Annotated in this window: 12 protein-coding genes; 11 read left to right on the top strand and 1 reads right to left on the bottom strand. The window is 52.3% G+C overall.

What is annotated here, in order from left to right; translation table 11 throughout:
* Window positions 1-74: 74 nt before the first annotated feature.
* Window positions 75-1,598 carry a N,N-dimethylformamidase beta subunit family domain-containing protein gene (locus tag ABD852_RS18180; protein WP_345031505.1) on the top strand — a complete coding sequence of 508 codons (1,524 nt, stop codon included), beginning with the start codon at window positions 75-77 and terminating at the stop codon, window positions 1,596-1,598.
* Window positions 1,599-1,634: 36 nt separating this feature from the next.
* A complete protein-coding gene (locus tag ABD852_RS18175; protein ID WP_345031504.1) occupies window positions 1,635-2,888 on the top strand; it encodes a 3-keto-alpha-glucoside-1,2-lyase-like domain-containing protein in 1,254 nt (417 codons plus the stop codon).
* A gap of 165 nt (window positions 2,889-3,053) precedes the next feature.
* Here ABD852_RS18175 and ABD852_RS18170 read toward each other — a convergent pair whose 3' ends face one another.
* A complete protein-coding gene (locus ABD852_RS18170) occupies window positions 3,054-3,194 on the bottom strand; it encodes a hypothetical protein (protein WP_345031503.1) in 141 nt (46 codons plus the stop codon).
* Between the two features lie 353 nt (window positions 3,195-3,547).
* Between ABD852_RS18170 and ABD852_RS18165 the strand changes: the two genes are divergently transcribed.
* From ABD852_RS18165 to ABD852_RS18125, 9 genes are all read left to right on the top strand, one after another.
* On the top strand, window positions 3,548-4,123 hold the full coding sequence (locus ABD852_RS18165) for an RNA polymerase sigma-70 factor (protein ID WP_345031501.1): 576 nt from the start codon (window positions 3,548-3,550) through the stop codon (window positions 4,121-4,123).
* A 107-nt stretch (window positions 4,124-4,230) separates the two neighbouring features.
* Complete coding sequence (locus tag ABD852_RS18160) at window positions 4,231-5,451, top strand: FecR family protein (RefSeq protein WP_345031498.1); 1,221 nt, start codon at window positions 4,231-4,233, stop codon at window positions 5,449-5,451.
* Window positions 5,452-5,731: 280 nt separating this feature from the next.
* A complete protein-coding gene (locus ABD852_RS18155) occupies window positions 5,732-9,163 on the top strand; it encodes a TonB-dependent receptor (protein ID WP_345031495.1) in 3,432 nt (1,143 codons plus the stop codon).
* Window positions 9,164-9,175: 12 nt separating this feature from the next.
* Window positions 9,176-10,867 carry a RagB/SusD family nutrient uptake outer membrane protein gene (locus tag ABD852_RS18150; RefSeq protein WP_345031492.1) on the top strand — a complete coding sequence of 564 codons (1,692 nt, stop codon included), beginning with the start codon at window positions 9,176-9,178 and terminating at the stop codon, window positions 10,865-10,867.
* A 27-nt stretch (window positions 10,868-10,894) separates the two neighbouring features.
* Window positions 10,895-12,670 carry an FAD-dependent oxidoreductase gene (locus ABD852_RS18145; protein ID WP_345031489.1) on the top strand — a complete coding sequence of 592 codons (1,776 nt, stop codon included), beginning with the start codon at window positions 10,895-10,897 and terminating at the stop codon, window positions 12,668-12,670.
* Between the two features lie 13 nt (window positions 12,671-12,683).
* Entirely contained in the window at window positions 12,684-13,850 is a 1,167-nt protein-coding gene (locus ABD852_RS18140; RefSeq protein ID WP_345031486.1) for a hypothetical protein, read from the top strand.
* Window positions 13,851-13,877: 27 nt separating this feature from the next.
* A complete protein-coding gene (locus ABD852_RS18135) occupies window positions 13,878-14,909 on the top strand; it encodes a hypothetical protein (protein WP_345031485.1) in 1,032 nt (343 codons plus the stop codon).
* Window positions 14,910-14,918: 9 nt separating this feature from the next.
* Window positions 14,919-16,823, top strand: a complete 1,905-nt coding sequence (locus ABD852_RS18130; RefSeq protein WP_345031483.1) for an FAD-dependent oxidoreductase — start codon at window positions 14,919-14,921, stop codon at window positions 16,821-16,823.
* Window positions 16,824-16,828: 5 nt separating this feature from the next.
* Window positions 16,829-17,116 (top strand): hypothetical protein, encoded by a 288-nt coding sequence (locus ABD852_RS18125; RefSeq protein ID WP_345031480.1) that lies wholly within the window; start codon window positions 16,829-16,831, stop codon window positions 17,114-17,116.
* Window positions 17,117-17,686 lie beyond the last annotated feature (570 nt).

Below are 17,686 nucleotides of genomic sequence, written 5' to 3'. Positions count from 1 at the left end.
GGAATGAGTATATTTTGGCTTCCAAACTTGTGTTATAGCTGGCTGGAAAATAAACCTAAAACTTTAATCTTTAGATGAAGAAATCAGGAGCGCCGAAGCTTACGAGGCGCCGGGCTATCCAGATGGCCGCCACAGGCGGTCTTTCCCTGTCGCTGGACCCCAAGTATGAAACGCGGAGAACCAATCGCATTGTTGAGGAAAACAGGAAACCGGGCTCCCGTGACTGGCAACTGACACGCGTGCGATATGACAAAAGTGAACAGAGAACAGCGCTGATCGAAGGCTATTGCAGCCGTCAAAGCCTAAAAGCCGGTGAGAAACTGGATATTATGGTTTCGACGGACCCGGGCGTTCCTTACGAGCTTGATATTTACAGGACCGGCTACTATGGTGGTACCGGGGCCCGGCTGATGAAAAAAATCGGTCCCTTGCAGGGAAGGCCCCAAACCGTGCCCAGCCCCGGCGAGATGAATATCCACGAATGTAAATGGGACGTATCGACCAGCTTCGTGATTCCTGACGACTGGCTGAGCGGCGTATACCTGGGAAAGCTCAAAACGCTTCCGGGAAGCGAAGACCTCCCTTACTGGGAAAGCTACATTATTTTTATTGTTACCGACGAGCGGCCGGTAGATCTGCTTTTCCAGTGTTCGGACAACACCTGGCAGGCTTACAACCGCTGGCCGAGCAATTATTCCATCTATACCCACCCCAAGGGCATCCAGGGACCGTGGGCCAAGGTCAGCTTCGACCGGCCTTACGGACGGCAGGCGCAGTATATGGACATTGTCAATGACCCGCTCTCATTCGGGTCGGGTGAGTTCATATCATTTGAGCGCCCGTTTTCCTATTTCCTGGAAGCAGAAGGATACGATGTTGCCTATTGCGCGAATTGTGACATGCTCACACCGGACCGCGGCCTCAAAGCCAAAGCATTCCTGAGCATCGGGCACGACGAATATTGGGATATACGCCAGTTTAAGAGCGCTGAAAAGCTGAAAGAAAGCGGGGTGAACCTCCTTTTCTTTTCCGGTAATTCCGTTTGCTGGGTGTCGCCGTTCACTGACAGCGAGGCCGGCCGGCCCAACCGCAGGATTATCCGGGGCGGGCCGTACGGAGCCGACAACGATTATGCAAATGACCGCCGGAGGCTGCATGGCCCCTTTCCCGAACGCGGTCCTGACGAAGGGCTTTTAATGGGCGTACGGAACATTGAACCGGTCAATGGCGGCGGCGACTGGATCATCGTTAAACCAACTCACTGGATGTTCAAGGGGACCGGTGTCAGGAAAGGCGACCGTATCCCGGGGCTGATCGGCTGGGAGTTTCACGGCGACGCCCCGGATTTGCCCGGGTTGGAAGTTGTGGCGGAAGGTACTGCCTGGCAAGGCGGAACCAACCCTGCCAAATGGCAAAGTGTCATCTACAATGGCCCGAAAAATAACTTTATTTTCAATGCTTCTACTATTTTCTGGGCGCAGGGGTTGAGCAGCCCCCCGGGTCATACGCTGCCCTGGTCGCATTTCAACCGTCCGCACGGCCCGGATGCCCGTGTGCAGCAAATCACCCGGAATTTGCTGAACAGGGCTATCACCTGACGTTAGTATACCTAAATTTCTATAATCTTTTTTGACATGATGTTTAAACCCAAAGCCTGGCACGCTGTTCTGCCGTTTACGCTGGTAATGGCGCTGTCATCCTGCGACCCCAAACCCGAACAGAAACTGGAGATCGGAAAGACGATCCAGTTGTACAATGGAAAAGATTTCGATGGCTGGTACAAATACCTGAAGAGCACCGGCAAGGGCAACGACCCCAAAAATGTGTTTTCGGTACAGAACGGAGAGGTTTTTATTACCGGGGAGGATTACGGCTGCATTACCACAGACGACGAGTACGAAAATTATCGCCTGGTAGTGGAATACAAATGGGGGACCAAAACTTACGAGCCACGGGTGGACAAAGCCCGGGACAACGGTGTGCTCATTCATTCAACCGGCAAGGATGGCGCTTTCAGCGGCTCCTGGATGTATTCAATAGAGTGCCAGATCATAGAAGGAGGGACCGGGGATTTCCTGGTAGTAGGCGATGGCAGCGAGAATTATGCATTGACCGCCAACGTAGCCAACCCGGATAAGGAGGGTGCAAAATTGTACCAGAATGGCGGGCGCCCCGCAACCATCCACAGCGGCCGTATCGATTGGTTCGCGCGGTCGGAAGCCTGGAAAGATACCGTTGATTTCAGAGGGAAATACGACCTGGAAAAACCGGTTGGGGAATGGAACACCATGGAGGTAGTCGCGTTCGGTGATAAAGTGGATATTTTCCTGAATGGCCGGCTGGTTAACCAGGCATTTAATGTCAAGCCGTCGAAAGGACGTATCCAGATTCAATCGGAGGGTGCGGAAATGTATGTACGGAAGGTGGAGCTTACGCCGATCGATGCCTACGAACCTGATTATCTGAATACCCCCGGTCTTGTTAAAGCAGCGGGCGATAACAAATTGCAGCTCGACGCCAAAACAGGGGTAGGGGTCGGTCCCAAGATCAAGTACATGCCCGAATGGGATGCCTTCGGGTGGTTTACCGAGGCCGACTACGTAAAATGGGACGCTGAAGTTGCCAAGGCAGGTAAATACGATGTGTACATGGATTGGGCAGTGCCTGACAATTCCGCTGGCAATCCCTACATTCTGGAAGCCAACGGAAAAGATGTTCTGAAAGGGAAGGTCGGCTCAACCGGTTCCTGGATCGATTTCAAAGAGGAAAAGATCGGTACCGTGACACTTGAAGCAGGAAAACAGGTGATTGCATTCAAACCGGACCCATCGCTCAAAGAAGCAGGGATGCTGGATTTGAAAAAATTGGTTTTCGTGCCGGTTCCCTAATACAGGCAACCGATGCCGCCGTCATCCCGACGACACCGTCATCCGACCGCAGCGGAGGGATCTCCCGGTCCCTGCAACCAATCCCATTCAGAAGATTTTTTCTGAGAACAGGAGATCCCTCGGCTCCACTTCGTTCCGCTCGGAATGACCGTCCGGTAGGTGCACCTACCGAACGGTCATCCCGACCGCGGCGGAGGGATCTCCCGGTCCCCGTACCCAATCCCTTTCAGAGGACTTTTTAGTACCAACAGGAGATCCTTCGACTCCGCTGCGCTCCGCTTCAGGATGACCGTCCGGGTGGTGCACCTACCGGACGGTCATCCCGACCGCAGTGGAGGGATCTCCCGGTCCCCGTACCCAATCCCTTTCAGGAGACTTTTTTCTGAGAACAGGAGATCCCTCGGCTCCACTTCGTTCCGCTCGGAATGACCGTCCGGGCGGTGCACCTACCCGGCAGAAGCCACGAATTCACGAATAAGACAACCTATTCGTGAATTCGTGGCTTTAATATTACTGCATTTATCATAGAACTTTTGTACATAAAAGGATAGTCGCTAAGTTTGTGTTTTCAGGAGTGAGCTGAAAGCTATGAGGCCCCGGGGCTCACCCCTAAAACCTCACTACTTACACCTCTAGTCGGGAATTTTCGGATTTCGGTCATGGACAAATATTTGATAGAAGCGGCGGAAGGAAACCAGGAAGCATTCTCGCATTTGTTTTACGCCTACAAGGACAAGGTCTATACAGTTGCGCTGCGGCTGACGGAGGCTTCGGTATTGGCAGAGGAGGTAGTCCAGGAGGTTTTTATTAAACTCTGGGTAAACCGCGAGGCCCTGGCTGAGGTCAGGAGCTTCGATGACTATTTGTTTATCGTGACACGCAATTACGTGTTTGCGGCAATGAAGAAAATTGCCCACCGGCAACGAACAGAAGTGAGCTGGCGGGACATTGCACCCACCTCAGAAAACCTTACCGAAAACACACTCCTTAACCAGGAATATGAAGTGGTGCTTCAGAATGCCATCGCCCAGCTCTCCCCTCAGCAACGGCAGGTTTACCTGCTCAGCCGGGACCAGAACCTGAAACGCGACGAAATCGCCCAAATGCTCAATGTTTCGCCGGAAACTGTAAAAACGCACCAGGCAAGGGCGCTCCAAAGTATCCGTTCCTATTGTGCTGCACAGTTGGGGATGAAACTGCCGCTTGGGCTACTGCTGCTGGCGGGTATCTTCTGAGCATCCGGGCTAACTTCAACTTTTTTTTTCTCCCTTGTCCCCCGCCGGTAGCTTTTAACTGTCTTTAGGAAAAAGAGGACAGAACTAAGTTTATCAGGACATCCGGAATGAATGATCAAAGGTTACGTGACCTGCTGCTGAAGTACTACGAAAAAACTGCTACCACAGCCGAAAGACAGGAGCTGATGGCGATTCTTCGGGACGGGAGCCTTGACGAAGCTGTCAGGAAAAACATGCTCGATTTATTTTTGAGCCGACATGATTTTGACGAAATTCTGGAAGCCGGAAAAGCCGACGAGCTCCTGAAGCAAGTTTTTATTTCGGAGCACCACGCGCCAAAGCCTGATGTTTCGAACCGCCGCCCTCCCCTCCGCCGGTTCAAAGTACTGAGATCCTTTTTAGATTCCCGCAAATACTGGGCGGCTGCCAGTATTGTTTTTCTTGCTTTGGCGGGCGGGTTTTGGCTCAAGTATCCGCGTACGACGAAACCGGAAGCAACCGTCGTGAAAGCGGATACGGGCAAGTTGATGCCCGGTAAGGAGAAAGCCCAGCTGACACTCTGGAACGGCACGGTAGTCGATCTGGAAAAAGGAGAGGCTTACGATGAAGCAAATTTCAAGATCAATGCCGAGAAGGGCGAATTGGTTTTCACCGGACGCGCCAGCGACGCAGGCTACAACCTGTTAAAAACACCTTTGGGAGGGCAATATAAAATTGTGCTGCCCGATGGCTCGAACGCCTGGCTGAATGCCGGTTCCAGTCTCAGGTTTCCTACGAACTTCGGCAATAGCAACCGTGAGGTCGAGGTTACAGGGGAAGTCTTTTTCGACGTTACTCACGATAAAAAGCGCCCTTTTGTGGTCAGTTTCCCGCAACATAAACCCGGTGCAATGAAAATAGTCGTGCTCGGAACGGAATTCAACGTCTCGTCCTACCAGGACGACCCCTCGATTCAGACCACGCTGGTTAAGGGCTCTGTAGCCGTTAGCAGGGGAGAAAGTAAGACCGTTCTTTCACCGGGGCAGCAGGCAGAGGTCAGGGCCTCGGAAGCCGGTGAGATCAAAGTGAAGCAGGTGGATGCCGGTGCAATCGCGGCCTGGAAAGACGGACGGTTCGAGTTCGCAGGGAACAATATCCGCGATATTATGCGCCAGATAGCCCGCTGGTATGCGGTGGACGTGGAGTACGACGGGGATTTTACTAACAAAGCTTTCCAGGGCGGAATTTCGAGAAAGGAAACTGCAGCCGAAGTGTTGAAATTCCTGGAGCTAACCGGCGAAGTCCGTTTCGAAATCAAAGACAAGAAAATTAAAGTAATTGCTATTTAACCATTTCCGACTCATCAAACGATTTTTCCTATGAAGAAATGCTAATCTCAAATCTGGAAGGCGATAAAAAAGTCAGGTGCGCTCGCAACACACCTGACGGGAGGATCGGCCTTTCTCTCGTATTGGAACACAAGTTTTTAACCTCAATCCTGCAATCAAAAATATGGATTTTCTCTACAAGGTCAAAAAAGACCTTCGTTTCACGTATACGCTTATACGATGCAAACTTTCGTGGGTTTACACTGGCCGGCACCGGCCCCTTCAAAGGTTCTTTTTTTATATGAGACTGGTTTCACTGATTTTCTCACTGGCAATTCTGCAAGCAACGGCCGGGAATCTTGAAGCCCAGCGGGTTTCGCTTCAAAAAAAGAACGCCACGCTTCTCGAAGTGCTGCAGTCGATCCGCAAGCAAACCGGCTACCTGTTTGTGTGTGACGCGGAGACTATTAAAAGTGCAAGACGGGTTAACCTGAACCTGAAGCAGGCGCAATTGAGTGAAGTGCTGGAGGCGGCATTCAGGGATCAGCCTGTTACTTATACGATTCACGATAAGACGATTATTGTCCGGAAAGTAAAGCCGCAGCGCGATTCGGAACCGTCAACCACCGGGGCCAAAACTTCTGCCAGGCAGGGTACAGACTTTGAAAGCGGCCTGAAAAACAGCGAAATGCTGGGACAGAGCCTGCTCGAGCGGACCAAGGCTTACCTCCTCCGCGACATCCAGGTCCGTGGCCGGGTAGTTGACGAAGCCGGTGACGTGCTGCCGGGCGTCAGTATCCTGATCAAGGGCACCCAGCGGGGTACAAGCACCGACGGCGCCGGGAATTTCGAGCTGGAAGTACCCGGAAAAGAATCCGTGCTTATTTTCTCATTCGTAGGTTTTTCGAGCAAGGAAGTCGTAGTGGGGAACCAAAGCGAATTGCAGATCCAGTTGGTTTCTGACAAGAAGGTGCTGGAAGAAGTCGTGGTAGTAGGTTACGGGGTCCAGAAGAAGCAGGATCTGACCGGGGCTGTGGCATCGGTAAAAGGCGAGGAAGTAGCCGGTCGCCGCTCCGTACAGGTAGCACAGGCGCTGCAGGGTGCTATGGCGGGTGTAACCGTAACCCGCGGCGGCAATGCGCCCGGTTCCGGAGCTACCATCAGGATTCGCGGCGTGACGACCATCGGAAACAGCGATCCCCTGATAATTGTGGATGGTGTTCCGGTGAACAGTCTGAATGATATTAACCCGAACGACGTTGAGGAGATCTCGGTGCTGAAAGATGCGGCTTCTGCATCTATCTACGGGAGCCGGGCCGCCGCAGGGGTAGTGCTCATTACTACCAAAAGAGCCAAGGAAGGGCACCTGAGCCTGGATTATAACGTAAGCGTGGGTATGGAAAAAGCCACCAGGCTCCCCGGCTATGTAGATGCCGTGCGGTACATGGAAATGACCAACGAGCTCCGGTGGAACGACAACGGAAATAACAGCGACCGGTTTCCCATTTATCCTGAAGAGACCGTTAAAAACTACCATAGCCTCAACCAGCAGAACCCGGATCAATACCCGATTACTGACTGGGTGGGGCTAATTCTGACCGAAAATGCACCACGCCAAAGCCATCTGCTTAATATTTCCGGCGGCTCGGGACCGTTAAAAACCAAGGCCTCTATCGGCTACGACAAGATAGGCGCCCTGTACGAAGGAAGAACCTTTGACCGGATTACTACACGGTTGAACAATGATATTAAGATCAACAATTATCTTTCTGCCCAGATAGACCTGAATTACCTCCGGTCAAATTCCAGGCAGCCCAGTATCGACCCGATCTTCTATACCCTGATCTCGGCGCCCGTTTACGCGGCGACCTGGTCGGACGGGAGACTCGGCGCCGGAAAAACAGGGAACAACATCTACGCCAGCCTCAAAGAAGGTGGCTTTAACAACGAAGTGAGGCAAAATCTGGGTGGAAGAATATTGCTGGACTTCAAACCCATCAAGGACCTGGTTCTTACCGGTGTGTTTGCCCCTAACCTGGTGATGGGAAGTAAAAAATTATTCAGGAAACGTGTTCCCTACTATACGGCAACTGATCCGGATGTACTCGAAGGGGTGGTTGAATTCAACCTTTCCACGATGCTGCAGGAGGGACGCCAGGAATTCCAGCAGTATACTACCCAATTCCTGGCCAATTATAACAAGGAAATCGGCCTTCACAGGGTTAGCGCCCTCGCCGGGTACGAAAACTTCTATGCCCGCTGGGACACCATCTCCGCTTCACGGAATTTTTATACACTGACTTCATTCCCTTACCTGAATACCGGCCCGCTGGAATTCAGAGATAACTCCGGACAGGCAAGGGAGAATGCTTACCGGTCCGTTTTTGCCAGGATTGCCTATAACTACGACGACAAATATTACCTCCAGGCCAACGTCCGGAAGGACGGCTCCTCCCGCTTTCATAGGGATCACCGCTGGGGCGTTTTCCCGTCGGTATCCGCCGGGTGGGTTATATCGCGGGAAGGTTTCCTGGGCGACACCGGGGCTTTGTCCTTTCTGAAGCTGAGGGCATCATGGGGAAACCTGGGCAATGAGCGGATTTCCAATTACTATCCTTATCAGTCAGCTATCAATTTCGAGAGCGCCTTGCTCCGGAAAGGCGGCGTTGTGTCATCCGAGCCAACCGCAGCCCAGGCAGACTATGCGATTTCAGATATTTCCTGGGAGAAAACCGAGTCTTATGACCTGGGTGTAGATGCCAACTTCTTCTCGAACCGCCTGCAGGTAACTGCCGACTATTTCGTGAAGAACACAAAAGACATGCTGTTGTCCATTGAGATTCCCAGCTTCCTGGGCTTTTCCAACCCCCAGCAAAATGCCGGGCGGATGCGGAGCAAAGGGTGGGAGTTCCAGGCAGGCTGGCAGGATCAGGTCGGTGCATTGAAGTACGGTGTTTCCTTTAACCTGTCCGATATCCGCTCGAAACTTGGGAACCTTGGCGGTACGCAGTTCCTGGGCGATAAAATCAAAAGAGAGGGAAGTGAATTCAATGAATGGTACGGCTACCGGACCGCCGGACTTTTCCAGACCGAGCAGGAAGTGGCAGACTCGCCCAAAATCAATGCCAACGTACGGCCTGGCGATGTTAAGTACCTGGACGTCAGCGGTCCGGAAGGGAAACCTGACGGTAAAATCACCCCCGATTATGACCGCGTGTTCCTGGGCGGCTCATTACCCAGGATGATGTACGGCGGGAACATCAGGCTTGGTTATAAAGGAATTTCACTGAGCCTGGCTTTCCAGGGCGTAGCCAAACAGAACAGCCGGATCAATCCGATCATGGTGACACCGCTGCACACCAACTGGGGAAGTATTCCTTCCATGATCGACGGGAATTACTGGAGCGTAAACAACACAGCCGAGCAAAACCTGGCTGCCAGATATCCGCGCCTCAGCCGGGTACAGGAGACAAGTAACCTGGCCATGTCCGATTATTGGTTGTTCAGCGGCGCTTATTTCAGGATCAAAAACTTGACAGTGGGCTACGATATCCCAACTTCTTTTACCGAAAAAATAAAAATCAAAGGGATCAATGCCTTCGTAAGCGTATCGGACTTCCTTACGCTTACCAAGTACCCGAAAGGCTGGGACCCGGAAACCGCTTCCGAAGGAACCACCATCGGTTACCCCATTACGACCCAGTATCTGGCAGGCATAGCCGTAAAGTTTTAATCAGAATAGACGATGAAGACCATCAAACTTTCTATAGCCGCATTGCTGACCTTATTTTTCTCAGCCTGCAGCAACCTCGACCTCAACCCGCTCTCGGAGGGTTCGACTGAAAACTGGTACAGCAATGACGTTGAAATCAATATGTCGATCAATGACCTGTACAAAAATGTGTTCTGGCCCACGGATCTTACCGACTGGACCGACGACTGGATCAACCGGGAAGTGCTTACGCCCATTACTTCCGGAACCATTAACGGGGAGTGGGGTACGGTTTCCGAGCGGTGGAGCAATTGCTACAAAGCGATCTCGAGAGCCAATACGATTATCCAGGCGTTGGAAACCAAAGCTGCATCCATTTCAAACGACGCGAAGCAGAAGTACATCGCAGAAGCGAGATTTGTAAGGGCTTGTCAGTATTCGCGCCTGGTCGATCTCTTCGGCGACGTAGTGTATTACACCAGTACTATTCCGCTGTCTGAAGCATACAAAACGCCGCGCACTGCTAAGGAAGAGGTTTTGAACGCGATTTTTGAAGACTTCGATTTTGCAATTGAGAATCTGCCGGTTTCGTATCCGTCTACCGTACCGGCGCGGGCGACTAAAGGCGCAGCGCTGGCTTTCAAAAGCCGGACCGCCCTCTACAACGGCAAATGGGCGCTGGCAAAAGACGCGGCACAAAAATGTATGGAACTGGGTGTCTACAAGCTTTACCCGGATTTCGGAGAGCTGTTCCTGGCCCAAACCGGCAAGGTCGACGAGATTATTTTTTCGGTTCCCCGTTCCGCTACGCTGGGGGTGAGTGTGAACATACGCTCTTATCTGCCGCGTAACGTCGGCGGCTGGGGCGGACAATTCGGACCGTCCTGGTACCTGTGGAGCTCGTTCCTTTGTACCGATGGTCTCCCGATCGATGAGTCTCCGCTCTTTGACGCCAGAAAGCCTTTCCTGAACAGAGACCCGCGTTGCGCTTACACTATTGTGCCTTTCCAGACTCCGTTTGTAGGTTTTATGTACCAGCCGCACCCGGACTCCACTACCGTTCTTAACCTGGCCACCGGAAAGTACCAGGTCAATAACGATACGCGTTCCGTTCAGCAGTTCGCGTCTTTCAATGGACTGGTGCTGAAAAAAGGCGTTGATGAAACCTGGGTGGACGATTATCTCAACGACGCCGACCAGATTATGATGCGTTACGCCGATGTTCTGCTCATGTATGCAGAAGCAAAGGTCGAGCTTGGTGAAGTGGATGAGAGCGTAGTGAATGCGATCAACCAGGTACGGGCGCGCGCTTATAAAAAGGCGGTTGCCGAAGTTGCAGGCTATCCGGCCGTAAAACTCGGAGACGCGGCGGCCCTCAGAAAAGTGATACGGATCGAAAGAAGAATGGAATTTGCCTTTGAGGGAACGCGCTATATGGACCTCATCCGCTGGAGGCTTGCCGAGAAAGCGCTTAACAAGCCTAACTTCGGGCTATTGGATGCCGCCGATTTAAGAAGCCGCGTGGTAAACAAAGGATTCTGGTTCCTGCCGGAGGCCCCACCGATTGATGAGGACGGTATCGCGGATTTTTCCGATCTTGCTAATCGCGGGTTGATCAAGCAGCTTACCAACGGGAAGTTTGATCCTGCCAAGCAATACCTTTGGCCGATACCATCTAAAGAGGTTTTGATCAACCCGAATATGCGACAGAATGAAAATTACTAACCCGAAAACCAAACACTATTTATAGACATGAAGTATTTCCTTTCGTTATTCCTGGCTTTACTTGTAGCGGCTAATTCGCTGGGACAGTCCATGCTGATCGAAGCCGAGAGTTTTCAGGAAAAAGGCGGTTGGCTGGTAGACCCCCAGTTCGTGGAGCAGATGGGCTCTCCTTATCTTCTCGCCCATGGGCTGGGCGAGCCGGTGGAAAATGCTTTCACCACGGTTCCTTTTAAAGAGGCAGGGCGTTACCATGTGTGGGTCCGGACCAAAAACTGGGTGCCGGGCAACTGGACGCCGCCGGGACGTTTTAAGCTGAAAGTGGCTACTCAGGTCCTTCAAAACGAGTTTGGAAAAGAACCTGTTTGGGGCTGGGAATACGGTGGCGAGGTTGCGGTTCAAAAGGGCAACATACGCGTGGAACTGGTAGATCTCACCGGGTTCGACGGCCGCTGCGACGCTATTTATTTCAGCAGGGACAAAACTGCACCTCCTTCGGAGTTGGCCGAGCTGGCCAAATGGCGGCTTAAAGTAAACCAGAAGCCCGCCAAGCCGGAAAAGCTGATGAAATTTGACTACGTAGTGGTAGGCGGTGGCCTTGCCGGTTGCGCCAGTGCTATCGCCGCTGCCGAACAAGGCCTTAAAGTCGCCCTGATACACGACCGGCCTGTTCTCGGCGGAAATGCAAGTAGTGAAATCCGCGTGCATACGCTGGGTATCTATGGCCATTTCGAGCGGATTCTGAGGATGCTAGACACCAAGCACTACCCGAATGGCTCCCCGGAAGCTTACGCAGAAGACAAAAAGCGGCACCGTAACATTGAAAGGTACGAGAACATACAGGTTTTCCTGAACTGGAGGGCTTACGACGCCGAGGCAGTAGCCAATAAGGTACAGTGGGTAGATGCGAGCAATACGCATTCAGGAGAAAGAATTCGTTTCCAGGCGCCTTATTTTGCAGATTGTACCGGCGACGGCTGGATCGGTTTCTGGGCCGGGGCCGAATTTATGTATGGAAGAGAGAGCGCTTCGAAATTCAAGGAAAACTGGGATGAGTTCGGCGAACTCTGGAGCCCGGAAAAAGAAGATAACGCCGTAATGGGTTCCTCTGTACTCTGGCGGTCGTATACCGACACACATGCTCACTCCTTTCCGGAGCTGCCATGGACGAAGGAAGTCGTGGGCGACTACGCCGCCAGCCAGGGAGAGTGGCAGTGGGAATACACCAATGCCGACCTGCACCAGATTCACGACGCCGAAGAAATCCGCGACCATATGTTCCGGGCGATTTACGGCTCTTTTGCCAACTACAAAAAGCAGCCCAAAACGCACGCGCAAAAGCTGGAATGGGTGTCGTACCTGGTAGGGAAAAGGGAATCGAGACGATTTGTCGGCGACCATATCTTTACCTTTAATGACGCCAAAAACAGGACGCCCTTCGCAGACTCTGTCGTAATGGAAACGCGGGAGGTAGACGTCCATTTCCAGGAAACGCTGGTAGATCCGACCAAGCCGGACTTTCTTTCGAAGGCAATGTTCTATAAAACAGGAAAATACTACATCCCTTTCAGGAGCCTGTATTCGAAAAATATCGATAACCTGTTCATGGCCGGTCGTTGTTTCAGTACCTCGCACGTAGGGTTGGGCGGTCCGCGCGTAATGAAGACAACCGGCCAGATGGGTGCGGCGGTAGGATTTGCCGCTTCGCTATGTCATAAGTATAAAATCAAACCGCGCGAATTGTACGAAAAGCATTTGAAAGAGTACATGGACCTTATCCAGGCGCAAAAGGTAGGATATAATTAATACGCAGATCGCGATGCGGGACGTTCTGTCTAAGGTCACACACCGGGGATTTTTCAATTCAGGAACGCAGTTTTTTACTGCGCTGTTCCTGGTGATTTTCTGCCATGCAGCTGTCGCTTCGGAAAACTATGCCGATACGCTGCTTGCCAGGAAGCCGCTGAAGATTAAGGGGGAATGGCCCGCTTCGCCTCTGCGTGTTTCGGATTATGTCATACGGTTCGAGGACACCGTTGGGGTAACACACCGGATCAACAGGCTGCTCGGGGAAGATGGGGTACCGCTGGGCTATGTCAGCCATATAGAAACTCCGGTTTGTAGTGATACGCTTTGTAACCTGATGGATATCAGGATGTTCTGGACACTTGCGGGGAGCTATTGGGCTTATGACACTATTACCAGGAAACCCCTGACTAAAAACGACCACCTGAAGTTTGACGCGAAGGACTATGAAAAACTTCACGAATTGCTTCAGGATGAGCAGTCTATCCTGAGAAGGCGGCACAAGGATGATTTATTTGACAAAGAAGCCAAACGGGTGTCCAAAGTGGTGGATGCCGTAACCGGCGCCACCGCCAAAGAAGTAAAAGAGGCGGCCGTGGACGGGGCTGTATATTCTTCTTTTACAATTTATCACCTGGTCCACAGCCAATTGGCAGCTGTCATCCGTGACGACGTGCGGAAACACCTGCTGAAAGATCTGGCGCCGAAACTGAGCCGGTCCGACAAAGTGGACGAACGTATTTTTTTCTTCAAGGAACTCGACGATAGCCAGGTTGCCCGGTATGTGCCCGACATGGTGGCGACCATTCTGCCGGCTATTCCCCGGGACCGCCTGTTTATCATGAAAAAAATACCGGACTCCTCCTGGTCGCAACCCGAGGTACAGGTACCGGTAGCGCAAATGGCTGACCGGCTGGACATCCATAGCCTGTCTCATTTCCTGAACCAGTTGAAAGAAACGGAACAGCTGAGCCTGGAATGCCTTCGTCCGCTGAGCCGTCTGAGCGCCGGCCTCACCCTGAACCAACTGAAGACTTATATGATTCTTCTGGACAGGGAGGACCGGTTTGCCGGCGACCCGGCGATCAGGAAAGAACTGGAAGCTACCGCGAGCCGCCCGGATTACCGTTACCGCGATATTCTGAGCACATTTCTGAACAAGAAAAAACTGACCCCTTAACAACTGCTGCAGGCAGACTTTCGCCTTATGCTTCTGATGATTCTTTTCCTGTTTCACCAGTGGGGTGTGACTGGTAATTTTCAACCGGCTGACCAGCTTGTATTTACCTACGAGACAGACCGGGGAGTAGACGCGCGGATTTACCTGGCCTATCAGGCAGACGAGTTGCCCGCTTTTTATTATTGCGCGTTGAAAACCCCGATTTGCCTGGAAAACCTGTGCAACCCGGTAGAAATCAGGCTCGAATGGGATTTGCTCGGGAATTTCCGAGATTACCGCGAAACCCCGGGTAAAGAGCTCACCAAATTTGACCACGAGCCGTTTGAACCAAAAGACTATGAGCAGCTAAAGACGATTCTCGCCGACAAGGAGTCTTTTTTGCAGGATTACCAGATGGAAGACCTGGTAGATACCACGGTGAAAGTGTACTCTGCTGAGATTGACGGCCTGACAGCCGCAACCAGCGCTACTTTCACGGACAAGCTTATTCCCGGTGCTATTTATACCTGTTATACCCTGTGGCACCTGGTTAACGGTGAAATTTCGGACCGTATCCTGGCCAATACAAAGTCCGTTATGGACCGAAAGCTGAAACGGAATATGCTCTTGTCGGGAATTGTGGCCTACGAGGATTTCATCCTGGACGGAATGCCGGAAGCGGAGAAGGAGTTTTTCCTGCCGGATCTTATGCAGCTCATACCTGGTAAAAACCGGTTCATTGCCATAAAGTCGATCAGGAAATTACCGGATGCGGCTCATCTCGGGAAGTATGCACCGGAGCTGATCGATCACTACGACAAAGTAAAGTTGCCGGTGCAGCAGGCTATCCTGCAGTACTTTTTGAAGGAAAAATGCAGCGCTGAACTATTGAAAGCCTGGATACCCCGTGCGGCGAACGTGCCCGGCAGTCTCAAGCTTAGTCTGTATCAGCTGTTCGAGAAAAATTTTTCAGTCTTGGATGAGCCGGCCATCCGGCAATTGCGCGAGGTCCTGGAGCAAAAACAGGGGAGCCCGGACGGGCACGACAAAAAAATGATTGCCTTATTAAGTAACAGATAAAACAAAAAAATGAAGGAAAACAGACGAAATTTTATGAAGGCCCTCGGGCTTTCATCCGGGACCCTTTTTATCGATCCTTTTGGGGAAACACTGGTGCCGGGCGAGAAAATCCTGGATACAGCGCCGAAGGGGCTGAATGTGTACAAAAAGAGAAGTTTGACCACCGATGTACTGGTAATCGGCGGGGGGATGTCAGGGATATGCGCGGCGTTGGCCGCAGCCCGGAACGGATCCAAGGTGGTATTCATCCAGAACCGGTCGCGGCTGGGGGGCAATGCCAGCAGTGAAATCCGGATGCACATTTCCGGTTCAAGTGTTTTGAAACAGGTTTGGCGCGAAACCGGCCTCCTCGAAGAGATCATGCTGGATGATTCCGTGCTCAATCAGCAGAATGCTTACCCGATGTTTGATTTTGTGATGTACGACAAAGTTGCCTCGGAGCCCAATATCACGCTGCTCCTGGATACTGTCCTGTATACGGCGCAGTCAAGCGGAAGAAAAATTCAGTCGGTTACGGCCTTTTGTTCGCCGACTGAAGAGATCTACGAGATTAAAGCGCGGCATTTCGCAGACTGTACCGGCGATGGCACCCTTGCCGCCCTGGTAGGAGCTTCGTATATGCGCGGCAGGGAGGCGCAGAGCCAATGGAATGAATCGGTGGGACAACCGGTTGCAGATAAGGCGGGAATGGGAAACAGCCTGCTTTTCATGGCGGACGACTTTAAGAAACCTATGCCTTTCGTGGCTCCGAAATGGGCAAGAAAGTACCAGTTCGAAGATTTTCGCCACCGCGGCATCTCATCCATAGAATATGGTTACTGGTGGCTTGAGCTGGCAGGTAAGTACGATGTGGTCAATGACGGACAGGCGCTCAGGCATGAGCTGCTTGCGGTGCTCTTCGGGGTTTGGGACTATATCAAGAACTCGGGGAACCACCCGGAGTCAGAAACCTGGGCGCTTACCTGGGTGGGGATGATCCAGGGAAAAAGAGAAAGCCGCAGGATTACCGGTGATCTCATTATGTCGCAGCGCGATGTACAGGTGCCGCAGGATTATCCTGACCGTGTGGCCTACGGGGGGTGGCCCCTCGATGATCACCCGCCTGAGGGTATGGACGATACCTCGATCAAGCCGAACCGTGGTATTTCACTGAAAGGGCCTTATTCCATTCCGCTCCGGACGCTCTACAGCAAGGATTTTGACAACCTGTGGATGGCCGGGCGAAACATCAGTGTTTCGCACGTCGCGCTGTCATCGACCCGCGTCATGGCAACCTGCGCAACCCTCGGGCAGGCAATTGGTACTGCGATGAATTATGCGATTACCCACAACCTTACCGGCCGCGGAATTGTAAATTCAAACAAGGATATTACCGCTTTGCAGCAAATTCTCTTACGACAGGATCAGTCGCTGCTCAATGTGACCAATGCCGATACAAATGACCTGGCGCGAAAGGCGGCCGTCAGCGCTTCTGCGGAAGACGGCCAGTATGCTGCGGCCACTGTAACAGACGGTGTTAACCGGGATATTGCCGACAAAAAGCCGCATCAATGGCGGGCGCCGGTGCAGGCCGGGAATGAGCCGTGGATAGCCCTGAAGTGGAGTGCGCCGGTGTCGGTAGGACAGGTTGAGTTTACTTTCGATACCGGTCTGAACCGTTTTTTGCGGATTTCCGGGCAGAAGGTCGTAATGGATGACCAGGTACGCGGTCTCCAGCCGGAAACGGTAGCTGATTTTAAAGTAGAAGCTTTGTTGGACGGTAAAGTGGTACACACTGAATTCGTCATCAATAACTACTACCGGAAGGTGGCGTTAAAGTTCAAGCCGGTGCGGGTAGATTCAATTCGGGTCACGGTCTCGCGCACGAATGGTGATAAAAATGCCCGGATATTCGAAATCCGTTGCTATGCGTAAAATGCTTGGGCGGGATTGCCCGGACGGTCATTGCGAGCGGAACGCAGCCGGAGGGTCATCCTGAGCGGAACGCAGTGGAGCCGAAGGATCTTCTATTGTTAGAAAAATTCTATTTAACGGCTTGGGTCCGGGGAGCGGGAGATTCCTCGGCTGCGCTCGGAATGACCGTCCGGACGGCGCGCCGATCCGTAGTATCGCCAATGGTAGCGCATCCGCCGGACGGTCATCCTGAGCGGAACGCAGTGGAGCCGAAGGATCTCCTATTGTTAGAAAAATCCTATTTAAAGGATTGAGTCAGGGGAGCGGGAGATTCCTCGGCTGCGCTCGGAATGACCGTCCGGACGGCGCGCCGATCCGTAGTATTGTCAATGGTAGTGCATCTGCCGGAGGGTCATCCTGAGCGGAACGCAGTGGAGCCGAAGGATCTCCTATTGTTAGAAAAATCCTATTTAAAGGATTGAGTCCGGGGAGCGGGAGATTCCTCGGCTCCGCTCGGAATGACCGTCCGGACGGCGCGCCCATCCGTAGTATCTGCCGGAGGGTCATCCTGAGCGGAACGCAGTGGAGTCGAAGGATCTCCTATTGTTAGAAAAATCCTATTTAAAGGATTGAGTCAGGGGAGCGGGAGATTCCTCGGCTCCGCTCGGAATGACCGTCCGGACGGCGCGCCGATCCGTAGTATTGTCAATGGTAACGGAACGCAGCCGGACGGTCAGGATGAGCGGAATGCAGTGGAGTCGAAGGATCTCCTTTTGCTATAAAAAGCCTTCTGAAAGGGATTGGTTACCAGGAGGGGGAGATCCCTCCGCTGCGGTGCCAATGACATCTTTTTTAACTTATTGTGTTTCAAGTAAATACATATT

The sequence above is a fragment of the Ravibacter arvi genome, from assembly GCF_039540405.1.
GTDB classification, from domain to species: domain Bacteria; phylum Bacteroidota; class Bacteroidia; order Cytophagales; family Spirosomataceae; genus Ravibacter; species Ravibacter arvi.
The sequence above is the reverse complement of the archived record's forward strand: the minus strand, read 5'-3'. Positions and strand labels throughout refer to the sequence as shown.